This is a genomic window from Bacteroides sp. Phil13 (assembly GCF_001940965.1).
Lineage (GTDB): Bacteria > Bacteroidota > Bacteroidia > Bacteroidales > Bacteroidaceae > Bacteroides > Bacteroides intestinalis.
This window is the reverse complement of the sequence record NZ_MSHA01000103.1, coordinates 75014-86615: the sequence shown is the minus strand read 5'-3', so window position 1 is coordinate 86615 and position 11602 is coordinate 75014. Positions and strand designations below refer to the sequence as shown.

At 32.5% G+C, this 11602-nt stretch carries 10 protein-coding genes; all 10 read left to right on the top strand.

All coding sequences use genetic code 11. The annotated features are described in order from the left end of the window. Positions 1 to 245: 245 nt before the first annotated feature. The 10 genes from BWI44_RS20540 to BWI44_RS20495 all read left to right on the top strand — a co-directional run bounded on the left by BWI44_RS20540 (position 246) and on the right by BWI44_RS20495 (position 11600). Positions 246 to 818 carry a UpxY family transcription antiterminator gene (locus BWI44_RS20540; RefSeq protein WP_007663634.1) on the top strand — a complete coding sequence of 191 codons (573 nt, stop codon included), beginning with the start codon at positions 246 to 248 and terminating at the stop codon, positions 816 to 818. A gap of 94 nt (positions 819 to 912) precedes the next feature. Further along, positions 913 to 1386 (top strand): UpxZ family transcription anti-terminator antagonist, encoded by a 474-nt coding sequence (locus BWI44_RS20535; protein WP_286816247.1) that lies wholly within the window; start codon positions 913 to 915, stop codon positions 1384 to 1386. Positions 1387 to 1703: 317 nt separating this feature from the next. Beyond that, positions 1704 to 2756: an NAD-dependent epimerase gene (locus BWI44_RS20530; protein ID WP_286816245.1), complete on the top strand. Its 1053-nt coding sequence runs from the start codon at positions 1704 to 1706 to the stop codon at positions 2754 to 2756. A 21-nt stretch (positions 2757 to 2777) separates the two neighbouring features. Then, entirely contained in the window at positions 2778 to 4085 is a 1308-nt protein-coding gene (locus tag BWI44_RS20525) for a UDP-glucose dehydrogenase family protein (protein ID WP_286816242.1), read from the top strand. Between the two features lie 404 nt (positions 4086 to 4489). Continuing rightward, on the top strand, positions 4490 to 5491 hold the full coding sequence (locus tag BWI44_RS20520; RefSeq protein ID WP_227073451.1) for an acyltransferase family protein: 1002 nt from the start codon (positions 4490 to 4492) through the stop codon (positions 5489 to 5491). 358 nt (positions 5492 to 5849) lie between these two features. Beyond that, on the top strand, positions 5850 to 7106 hold the full coding sequence (locus BWI44_RS20515; protein WP_286816239.1) for an oligosaccharide flippase family protein: 1257 nt from the start codon (positions 5850 to 5852) through the stop codon (positions 7104 to 7106). Continuing rightward, positions 7096 to 8148 (top strand): EpsG family protein, encoded by a 1053-nt coding sequence (locus BWI44_RS20510; protein ID WP_227073453.1) that lies wholly within the window; start codon positions 7096 to 7098, stop codon positions 8146 to 8148. The genes BWI44_RS20515 and BWI44_RS20510 overlap by 11 nt, the downstream gene beginning before the upstream one ends. Before the next feature lie 187 nt (positions 8149 to 8335). Then, positions 8336 to 9352 (top strand): glycosyltransferase family 4 protein, encoded by a 1017-nt coding sequence (locus BWI44_RS20505; RefSeq protein ID WP_227073454.1) that lies wholly within the window; start codon positions 8336 to 8338, stop codon positions 9350 to 9352. Positions 9353 to 9363: 11 nt separating this feature from the next. Beyond that, positions 9364 to 10548, top strand: a complete 1185-nt coding sequence (locus BWI44_RS20500; RefSeq protein ID WP_286816236.1) for a glycosyltransferase family 4 protein — start codon at positions 9364 to 9366, stop codon at positions 10546 to 10548. A gap of 2 nt (positions 10549 to 10550) precedes the next feature. After that, entirely contained in the window at positions 10551 to 11600 is a 1050-nt protein-coding gene (locus BWI44_RS20495; protein ID WP_227073456.1) for a polysaccharide biosynthesis protein, read from the top strand. Positions 11601 to 11602 lie beyond the last annotated feature (2 nt).

The window sequence follows — 11602 nt, the reverse complement described above, 5'->3', positions numbered from 1 at the left end:
ATTAAACGAACGATTAAAAAACGATTTTTCTCTCTAATCTATTCGTTTATAGCTTTTTATATATAAAAAGTTCCATATAATTGTTTCATAGACTTTTTTTCCGTGACGGTAGAAAGTTTTGGAATAAAATGAATGCAAGTTAAGCTACTTAAAATAATCGCATTACATAATTTGACCGGTAGGTATTTCACTACTCCGGTGTCCCTAAAAAATATCCTGACGCGAACTAACTTCGCGAAAATTTCATGAACGAAAGTACTGACTCTCAACTTTCTACTCCTAACTCTCAATTACTCCACTGGTTTGCTGTTCGTGTTTCCTACAGTCGTGAATTGGCTTTGAAAGCTATTTTGGACGAGGAAAACATAGAGAGTTTTATCCCTATGCGTTACGGAATAGTAATGAAAGGTGGTAAGCGTGTACGTAAGTTGGTTCCTGCCATTCATAATCTTGTCTTTATTCATTCTACTCGTAAGCGTATAGACGCTTTGAAGGATGAACTCGAGGGAAAAATGCCTATACGTTTCATTATGAATCGTGAATATTGTCGTCCGGTCGTTATTCCTGATGCGCAGATGCGTAGCTTTATTCTCGTGGCGGGTAGTTACGACGAAGCAGTTCTTTATATTGAGTCAACTGAATTGAACTTGGTGAAAGGTCAGAAAGTTCGTATCACAGATGGTGTCTTCAAAGGTGTTATTGGCGAGTTTGTTCGTATCAGGCATGATCGCCGTGTGGTCGTTAATATTGAAGGTGTCATGGCTATTGCTACTACTTTTATACCCCCTTCGCTTGTTGAACCGGTAGTTGTTGATTGATATTATCATTGATAGTAGCTATTGGTTAATAATACTATTATCATCTTGAATTCGTCAAAGGAAATTCTCTTTTTGGAATAAAACAATTTATAATATGGATTCTAATTCTTCATCATTATTTTCTTTAGCCCATCATCTTCTAACCTATGGGCTAGATGGAAGTCCCATCTATGCGGACCAATTTACACGTTTGAACCGTGATGTCTACGAACGAGCTATTGAACTTTGTAATACTCGTGGAACTACGGTCGAGGAAGAGGCTGAACTCTGTCTTGGCTTGTTGGTGGCTTTTGCTGCTACTATTTATGATAATGGTAGTAAGCAGGAATGTATTCAGAGTGTGTTGGATCGTAGCTGGGAGGTGCTTCCAAAACTTCCTCCTTCGTTGTTAAAGGTTAGGCTATTGACGTATTGTTATGGTGAATTTTATGATGAGAGTTTAGCGAAGGAGGCTCATGAAATTATTAATACTTGGAATAGGGAGGAGCTGACTTTGGAACAGGCGGAGATTGTGGAGGAGTTGAAGGATTTTGAGGAGAATCAGTATCCATGGGAAGAGGTGAAATAGTAATATCTTAAATAACTTATAATATTAATGGAAAGAGAAATGGTTTGTTGTATGAGCTTTGTTTAAATTTTATTTTAATACTATAATTGAATGATATTCTACTTCAGAGATATTTATTGTATAGTTTAAACTAAGTATTTAAAGGCGTTGTTGATTTCTTTGATTAAATTGCGGGGCTGGGTCTTTTTGAAATAGTATTGTGAATGTTTTACCTCAGAGGACAGAAGTGGTTTGACGTGTAGGCGTTGTAAAATAGTGCGATTTATAACTAATTTCTTGCTACGTTTGTTTCTTAATATTTATTATCCATAGTTTATATGAAAATTCTTGTTACTGGGGCTGCTGGATTCATTGGATCCTATGTTTGTAGGCGTTTACTTTCCCGTGGAGATGAGGTAGTAGGTTTAGATAATATAAATAGCTACTATGATGTCAGTTTGAAGTATGGTCGTCTGGAAACTTTAGGAATTGATGAGAATGTAGTAGATTGGTATAAATTTGTTCAAAGTAATGTGTATGAACAATTTCGTTTTGTTCGTATGAGTCTGGAGGACAGACAGGCGATACAGATGCTTTTTGCTAATGAGTATTTTGACAAAGTTGTGAATCTTGCTGCACAAGCAGGTGTTAGGTATTCTATAGAAAATCCCTATGCTTATGTAGAAAGTAATATAGATGGCTTTTTGAATATACTGGAAGGATGCCGCCATTATGGAATTAAGCATTTGATTTACGCTAGTTCTAGTAGTGTTTATGGTCTGAACGGGAAAGTTCCTTTTTCAGAAAAAGACAGCATAGCGCATCCTGTAAGCCTTTATGCAGCGACTAAGAAGTCGAATGAATTGATGGCTCATACTTATAGCCATTTATATGGCATCCCTTCTACCGGTTTGCGCTTCTTTACGGTTTATGGCCCTTGGGGACGTCCGGATATGTCACCTTTCCTTTTTGCTGATGCTATGTTGCACGGGAGGCCGATAAAGGTTTTTAATAATGGTGATATGCTGCGCGATTTTACTTATATTGATGATGTTGTTGAAGGAGTTCTTCGAGTGATAGACCATATTCCTACTTCTAATCAGAATTGGAGTGCTCAGGCTCCTGATCCTAGTTCTTCTACTGCTCCATATAAAATATATAATATAGGTAATTCTCATCCGGTGAAACTAATGGACTTTATTCAAGCTATAGAAGAAGCAATCGGTCATCCGGCTGAAAAAATATATCTTCCGATGCAGCCGGGAGATGTTTATCAAACGAATGCGGATACTTCGGCTTTGCAGAATGAATTAGGGTTTAAACCTGATAAACCGATTAAAGAGGGAGTTCAGGAAACGATAGATTGGTATCGTTCTTTTTATCAATTGTAATCAAAAGTAAACTAAGATAATATGAAAATAGCAATAGTTGGTACTGGCTATGTCGGTTTGGTGACGGGCACCTGTTTCTCAGAGATGGGCATTGATGTGACTTGTGTGGATGTGCAGGAAAGTAAGATAGAAAGTCTGAAGAAAGGCATTATTCCCATTTATGAGCCGGGCTTGGAGGATATGGTGCATCGCAATTATACTGCTGGTCGTCTGAAATTTACGACAGACTTGAAGGAATGTCTGGATGAAGTGGAAGTTGTATTCAGTGCGGTCGGTACCCCTCCTGATGAGGATGGCAGTGCTGATTTGAAATATGTGTTGGAGGTTGCGCGTACCATTGGGCGTAATATGAATAAGTATGTGCTGGTTGTGACTAAGAGTACAGTTCCGGTAGGTACTGCACAAAAGGTAAAGTCGGCCATCCAAGAAGAACTTGATAAGCGTAATGTAAAGATAGAGTTTGATGTGGCTTCCAATCCTGAATTTTTGAAAGAAGGTGATGCGGTAGATGATTTCATGAAGCCTGACCGTGTGGTGGTAGGTGTGGAATCGGAAAAGGCCAAGACCATTATGGAACGTCTTTATAAGCCTTTTATGATGAATAATTATCGTTTGATATTTACAGATATTCCGAGTGCGGAAATGATAAAGTATGCTGCTAATTCTATGCTGGCTACACGGATTAGCTTTATGAATGATATTGCTAACCTCTGTGAGTTGGTTGGTGCTGATGTGAATATGGTTCGTAAAGGTATTGGTGCGGATAGTCGTATTGGCAGTAAATTCTTGTATCCGGGTTGTGGATATGGTGGCTCTTGTTTTCCGAAAGATGTGAAGGCGTTGATAAAGACTGCTGAAAAGAACGGTTATCCGATGCGTGTGTTGAAGGCTGTTGAAGAGGTGAATGAGAGACAAAAGAGTATTCTTTTTGAGAAGTTATTGAAGCATTATAATGGAGACTTGAAAGGTAAGCAAATTGCTTTATGGGGGTTGGCTTTCAAGCCTGAAACGGATGATATGAGAGAGGCTCCAGCATTGGTTTTGATTGATAAGTTGATAGAGGCTGGTGCAAACGTGAAGGTTTATGATCCGATTGCGATGGATGAATGTAGACGTAGGATGGGGGATAAGGTTGTCTATGCTACGGATATGTATGATGCGGTGCTGGATACGGATGCATTGTTGCTGGTGACGGAGTGGAAGGAGTTTAGGATGCCGAGTTGGGGGGTAGTGAAGAAGACGATGAGGCAAGTGCTGGTGATTGATGGACGTAATATTTATGATCGATCAGAATTACAGCAACAAGGATTTATTTATATTTGTATATAAAAGTAAATTACAGAAAACTGTCTATGATGCAGTGTTCATGCTAGATATAAATATTATGTCTTAATCAAAAATTATAAGCTGGTTAGATTGATAATCAATGAATATGTCAATCAATTGAAAGGATAGATTATCTAAATGAATAGAAAATCAATCAAGTAGATTAGAATAATCAAAGGTTACACAAAGGTCTATTTGTGATTTAAATGTTTGTGATGTTTTGCTTTACTAATATTTATTGGTAACTAATTCTTATAATAAAGCTATTTTATAGAATTAGAACAGTAAGGGTGAGTTGGTTAACTAATTTGCTAAAGTATTGTTTGTCTTCTGTTGGTGTATAGGGGCTATTGATTTTTTATATAAAAAAGCGAGTTATGCTAATGATAACTATAACGTGATTGTATATGAACTTAATAATAGATCTGTCTAAAGTTAGCTTATATAGAACGCAGTTGATGGGAATAGCTGCTATACTTATTGTATTGTGTCATGCCTCTTTATATGGTGTACAGATGTGTAGTGTACTATCTACTATTTTAAATATTGGAAATATAGGCGTAGATGTTTTTTTGTTTTTGTCTGGAATGGGTTGTTACTATTCTTTAAACAAGCCTAAATCAGGTGGGATGTTGTCATGGTATAAACGACGATTTCTTCGAATTTTTATACCATATACTTTATCACAAATACCATTTTGGGGCTTTTACATAATAAATGGTAACTTTGATTTTTTTGATAGTCTTTATGAATTTTCTACTCTATCCTTTTGGACGAGGCATACAGGAATGTGGTATATTGCATTGTTAATTCCTTTATATATCCTTACTCCTTCATTGTATTATTTGTTTGAACGAACAAAATATAGATTATTATTAGGTTTTATACTAATAATGGTTGTATTACTTTTGTGTAGTATTAATATAAGAGTTGATAATGCTTCTTATAATAATATTATTGATAATTTACAATGGGCTTTTCGTCGAACTGCAAGTTTTATCTTGGGAATAGCAATATCACCTGCTATTAAAAAGGGTATGAAGATAAATGGTATGGGGGTTATTATTTGTTCTGTTATAACATTGCTTGTACTTAAGTATTGTGGATTGTCACATAACTGGTGTCTGTTCCCTATTATAATAGTGCTGTCGATTGTTTTTCTTGATAACTTATCTATTGATAATTTACTTAATCATTTTTTGTGTATGATTGGTATGATTTCATTAGAATCTTATTTGTATAATGGATATGTTAGATATATGTTTATGGATTCTTCTATTTATACATGTAATTCTCCTGTATTTTTAGGACATTATTTAGATTATATCTTAATTTTTATTTTAGGTACAATATTAGCCTATATTACAAATAAATTTAGTAATAAAATATTGAATTTATTGAAGTCTTAAATTTGATATTGTAAACTCGTTTATAAGTGTATTTGGGTAGATGTTGGTGGTAATATTTCATTTTGCTAACTTCGTAACATGATTGGGAGTATAGTTTATAATATATTGATTATGAATAGATATTAACAATGAGATGCGAAATATTCTTTTTAGGCATCCTTATTGATGTTTTGTATTAAATCTCCCCTTTGTATTCGCTTTAATACTAATTGGATAAAGGGGGATCTTCTAGTGGATTATTGATTTAAAGTCTATTGATTGAAGTTATTATTGTTTTTGCAGAGGTGAGTTCTTATTATTAGATATACAAAATATCATTTATGTTATTGGGGAAAATATTTGTGAAATAAATCATCATATGTTAAAATGCTTGTTAAGTAAATATGTAAATAAAACAGCTTGTCAAAGTTTGACATTGTTATTGGCAACTGCTTTTAGTATGTTGTTTCTTGTGGGGATTAACTTTTTGTTAACTAGAATTCTGGATACAGAGCAATATGGTAACTATTCTTTTATTATTAATATATTTGTATTTTCACAAACTCTGTTCAATTTTGGTTTTTTTTATTCAATATGTCGATTAATATCTATTTCAGAAAATGATCTTGCTATTAGGAGTTATTATTATGTAGGTATCATTATATGGGGAATATTATCTGTAATAATGTGTTTATCATTGTTGGTTTATTCTTTATTTACCGAAAACTTTGAGAATAATGGTATATTAGGTGTGTTTTTGTCTATACTTCCTCTTGGTTCTGTGTATTTATATACTTCATTTAATGAAATAGTATTGCAGGGAGATAATCGGATTAATTTGCTATCGGTTTCAAGAGTATTTCCAAGAGTTATATTCTTTTCTTTTTTGCTAATATTTTATCAATTTAATAATAGTGGAGGATTGTTAAGTATTTTGGTATTATATTTTGTATCTTATATTATTGTTTATTTGTATCTTTTGTTTAAAATAAGACCTGTTGCTTTCAATGTGAAGATTTGCTTTAAAGAGATCTTTTCTTTAAATAAAGAATATGGATTACCTATATATATAGGGTCTCTTTTTGCTGTAGGAGCAAGTAATTTTATGGGAGTATTACTTGGAATGTTAAGTATTGATAATACAGCTGTTGGTTTTTATAATATTGCACTTCAGCTTTCAATACCTTTATCAATGTTACCTAATATTTTGGCTACCGTATTATATAAAAAATTTGTATTTTCTCGCTGTGTAAGTAAAAAAGTTTTATTGATGCTTTTGCTATCAAGTGTATTGATCTATATGTGTATTTTGTGTTTTTCTAAGCCTTTCATTTCTATTGTTTTTGGGGATAAGTATTTGCAGGCTGTTCCTTTGTTAAAATTTATGTGCTTTGGCGCTTTGCTATATGGGATAGCTGATTTCTTTAATAAATTTTTGTTGTCTAAAGGAAAAGGAAAGATGTTGAGAAATGTGTCTTTCATTGTTGGAATTGTAATTGTATGCCTTAGTTATCCATTTATAAAGTTTTGGGGAGGGTATGGAGCATCGTATATTAAAGTGATAGCAGGGATTGTCTATATGATGGCTATTGTGTATATGTACAGGTTAACTGTTAAAAAAGAAAATGGAAATTGATATATTCATTACTATTTTATTGTTCGTGTTTACCTTAGTTTATCCAAAGTCAAAAAGATTAGCTGCTGCTTTTTTTATTTTTATGTGGCTATTATGGGGATTTAATACCTTTAATGGTGATTATATTGCATACGAAGATACCTTTTTATCTCCTGATTTTAGTAGTTCTCCTGAGTTTGGTTATCTCTTATTGAATTCTATTGTTGGATGTTTTACTTCAAGTTACCAAGTCTTTTTGGCTTTAATGTCTTTGGGTATTTTGTTTGTTATGTATCGTATAAGTTCTAAATATTCGCCTTATCCAGCACTCTTTGCTTTAATATATTTCTTGATTTTCCTAATGGAGTTTGTTTTCAATAGAAATTATATAGTGACCACTATATTTTTATGTGCTTTATTAACCTTCTCTCAAACAGAAAATAATAAGTATTTTATAGTTTTAGTATTGCTGGGTTGTACTGTCCATTCGTTCTGTTTTTTATATATATTCTTTCTACCTTGTATTAGTTGTAAATTGATCTCATTAAAAAAAAATTTATTCTACCTGTTGATAGTAAGTATTGCTATTATAATTACTTTTAATATAGTTTTGCCATATTTGGGAAGTTATATTGTTGAGAAAGTGTCACATTATCAAAGTGAAGAAGGGGTTACAAACTCTTCATATGCATTAATAATAATAGTAATATTATCTTTATATGCGTACCATTATTCTAAAGTTTCAGATAAAGAACTTCCAACTATCATGAAGTGTATATACAATATTAATATTTTTGCCTTAGTATTTGTTAGCGTATTTTATTTTATTCCATATGCAGCTTCACGATTTATGAGGCTATTATTTGTACTAGATTTGTTGTTCTTAACGTTTATTTTATCTAAAGTTCAAGGGAAGAGAAAAATAGTTATTTCATTGTTATTTATCATATTTATATGTGTTGTTTTAGCATTCTTTATGAAATCAACTTTTCCATATACTGTAATACCTTTATATAAGTGTAATTTAATTTTTGGAAATGATTATTATGTACCTTCTCTTTGAGTGGATTTAAGCAGATTTGATTTTCTCTTTAATTATGTTTTATGATTCAGAATGTATTCGTTGTGCTGTAGCATCAATGGCCCCATTTCCTAAGGGGAATGTTTCAACATTGAGATTTTCGAGTTATTTGTACTCTTTGTCTAAAAAAAATATATATACTCTTGTTCTGATATATTCTCCTAGTTCTATGGCGAAAAATGTCAAGTCTAAGCATGGTATTTGTAGAGGAGTGGAATATCATTATACAACAAAACCTACATGGGGTAAATATAGTAATCTGTTTTCTAAAGCTATTAATTTGTTGTTTGGAGTAGTAAACTCTATTAAGTATCTTAAAGATAAGAATATAAATGTTTTAATATTATATGGAGAAACTTTTTTTATTGTTAATTTATTGTATTGGTTTATATGCAAATGTTTGCGTATTAAATATTTAGGAGATAGAAGCGAATACCCTTCGGTATCTATAAGAAAATCAAAATTAAAATCTTGGATATATAAAAAGAAAATAGGTCTTTTTGATGGAGTAATAGTAATGACTCATGAATTATTTAATTACTATTCGATTTGCTTTACAAATCCTTCATCTTGTTTTCTTTTACCGATGACTATAGATTCGGAAAGATTTGATAATTTGAAACATAGAAATAGAGGTGAATATATTGCTACTGTTTTTGGTACTCATAATCGGGATGGATTGTATGAAACACTTCAATCATTTAATAAATATATAATGAGTGGTGGTCGTTACAACTTAATTTTAATAGGTAATTATAATTCGATGCCTAACAAGAAGGAACTTGACAAATTTATTGATGATAACAAATTAAAAGATAGATTATGTATTATGGGAACCGTAGATATATCAGATGTTCCTAAACTCTTATATAATGCCTCATGTCTAGTAACTACTCCTAATTTTTATATTTCGGGAGGTTTTCCTACCAAGCTAGGTGAGTATATGTTATCTGGGACTCCTGTTGTTGCTACAAATGTTGGAGAAATTTCAAAGTACGTTGTGGATAAAAAAGAAATATTACTATCTCAACCGGGTGATATTGCTGATATTGCTGATAATTTATTGTTTGTAGAACGTAATAAGCTATTTGCTGACAAAATGGCTCAGATGGCTGAAATGAAAGTGCGTCATGTCTTTTCTGCAGAAACTTATATGGAAGAATTGTTGAAATATATGGTAAAATAATTGGTGAAAATATGAAAGTGGTAATATCAGGAGATGAATATTGTTATTTGAAAAATGGTAAACACTATCTTGATGACGCTGGGATTATACTTATAAGTCGTTATCTTAAAGCGTTTGATGAGGTGTTTTTTGCTATACGAACGAAAACTATTACTGAAAAGGAAGAATTAGATAAGTATCATAATTTAGTAGATGATAATAGAATAAAAATAATACAGATTCCTTTCTTTCAGGGACCTCAAGAATACTTACTGTTATATAACAAAGTAAGGGTTACTGCTTTAGAGGCATTAAAAGGTTGTGATTTGGCTATATTTCGATTACCTTCAACTACTGCATTTGCCTTGTGGCATACTGCAATAAAATTGAAAATACCCTATGTAACAGAGATTGTATTTGATTGCTATGATGGATATGAAACAACTAATAATCTCCTTTATAAAATTTTATGGAAAATATTACATCAGTGGCAAGTTAAAGCTTGTAATAATGCAATAGGAGTTGCATGTGTTACTGAACACTATTTGCAACAAAGATATTTTCCTCTCAATAAAGATGCTGTTATTTCTAATTATTCAACTATTGAACTAAATCCGAGTTTTTATTATAAATCAAGGGTTTATCCTCGAAAGAAATGTTTTACGATTGTACATGTAGCTAATCAGGTTGCTTATGCTAGCCGTAAAGGACATAACGAGTTGATAAAAGTGGTATATGAAGTCAATAAATTGGGATATAATGTAGAGGTGAAATTTATCGGTAAAGATTATTTTGGCGGTATTGAAAGGTTACGTGCTTTTTCAAGAAAACTAAAAATAGAGGATAAAATTTGTTTTACAGGATTTTTATCAAAGAGCGCTATGCGAGAAGTTATGATAAATGCGGATATTGCTATACTTCCTACTCGTGCAGAAGGCCTTCCGCGCGTTGTTATTGAAGCTATGGCACTAGGATTACCTTGCATAACATCACCTGTTTCTGGGAATCCAGAGCTTGTAAGTAAAGATTTGTTGATTGATTATCTAGATGTTAGAGGTATGTCTTTAAAAGTCATAGATTTGATAGAGCATAAACAATATTATGAAAAGACTAGTGAAGATAATTTTTTGAGAAGTAGGCAATATTCTTCAGAAGTTTTAAATCCTCGAAGAACAGCTTTTTATAATGAAGTTAAATCATTAATTCATAATTTATAATCATGTCAATATTTGCTAATAAAACATTGTTAATTACCGGAGGAACTGGTAGTTTTGGAAATGCTGTTTTAAAACGTTTCCTTTCTACAGATATTAAAGAAATTCGTATTTTTTCTCGTGATGAAAAAAAACAGGATGATATGCGTCATGAGTATCAAATTAAATTTCCAGATCTTGCGCACAAAATCAAGTTTTATATAGGTGACGTTCGTAGTCTTGAAAGTTGCCGTAGTTCGATGTCTGGAGTAAATTACATTTTCCATGCTGCAGCTTTAAAACAAGTTCCAAGTTGTGAGTTCTTTCCTATGGAAGCTGTTCGTACTAATGTTGTTGGTACTGAGAATGTTCTTACTGCTGCGATTGAAGCAGAGGTAGAATGTGTTATATGTCTCTCTACTGATAAAGCTGCTTATCCTATTAATGCAATGGGGATAACTAAAGCTATTGAAGAAAAAGTGGCTGTGGCGAAGAGCCGTAATAGTGGAAAAACTAAGATATGTTGTACTCGTTATGGTAATGTAATGTGTTCTCGTGGATCGGTGATTCCTTTGTGGATAGATCAAATTCGTAATGGTAATCCTATTACTCTAACAGAACCTAATATGACTCGATTTATAATGTCTCTTGATGAAGCTATAGATCTTGTCCTGTTTGCTTTTGAGCATGGTGCTAATGGTGATATTCTTGTTCAGAAGGCACCAGCGTGTACTATTCAAACACAAGCTGAAGCTGTATGTGAGCTTTTTGGAGGTAAGAAAGAAGATCTAAAAGTTATTGGTATCCGCCACGGAGAAAAAATGTATGAAACTCTTCTCACTAATGAAGAATGTGCTAAAGCAGAAGATTTGGGTAATTTTTATCGCGTGCCTGCTGATAATCGTACCCTCAATTATGATAAATATTTTACAGAAGGTAGTGCTAAACGTGTTACATTGGCTGAGTTTAACTCTGATAATACTAAACGGCTCAATTTGGATGAGACTAAAGCTAAGTTAGCCACTCTTGAATATATTCAAAATGAACTTAATGGTGTACATAATGTAATAAAATAGTT

Bases quoted from the DNA above. Each gene is read 5' to 3' on its own strand.
- BWI44_RS20540 (WP_007663634.1), top strand. From the start codon at position 246: ATGAACGAAAGTACTGACTCTCAACTTTCTACTCCTAACTCTCAATTA.
- BWI44_RS20535 (WP_286816247.1), top strand. From the start codon at position 913: ATGGATTCTAATTCTTCATCATTATTTTCTTTAGCCCATCATCTTCTA.
- BWI44_RS20530 (WP_286816245.1), top strand. From the start codon at position 1,704: ATGAAAATTCTTGTTACTGGGGCTGCTGGATTCATTGGATCCTATGTT.
- BWI44_RS20525 (WP_286816242.1), top strand. From the start codon at position 2,778: ATGAAAATAGCAATAGTTGGTACTGGCTATGTCGGTTTGGTGACGGGC.
- BWI44_RS20520 (WP_227073451.1), top strand. From the start codon at position 4,490: ATGAACTTAATAATAGATCTGTCTAAAGTTAGCTTATATAGAACGCAG.
- BWI44_RS20515 (WP_286816239.1), top strand. From the start codon at position 5,850: ATGTTAAAATGCTTGTTAAGTAAATATGTAAATAAAACAGCTTGTCAA.
- BWI44_RS20510 (WP_227073453.1), top strand. From the start codon at position 7,096: ATGGAAATTGATATATTCATTACTATTTTATTGTTCGTGTTTACCTTA.
- BWI44_RS20505 (WP_227073454.1), top strand. From the start codon at position 8,336: ATGGCGAAAAATGTCAAGTCTAAGCATGGTATTTGTAGAGGAGTGGAA.
- BWI44_RS20500 (WP_286816236.1), top strand. From the start codon at position 9,364: ATGAAAGTGGTAATATCAGGAGATGAATATTGTTATTTGAAAAATGGT.
- BWI44_RS20495 (WP_227073456.1), top strand. From the start codon at position 10,551: ATGTCAATATTTGCTAATAAAACATTGTTAATTACCGGAGGAACTGGT.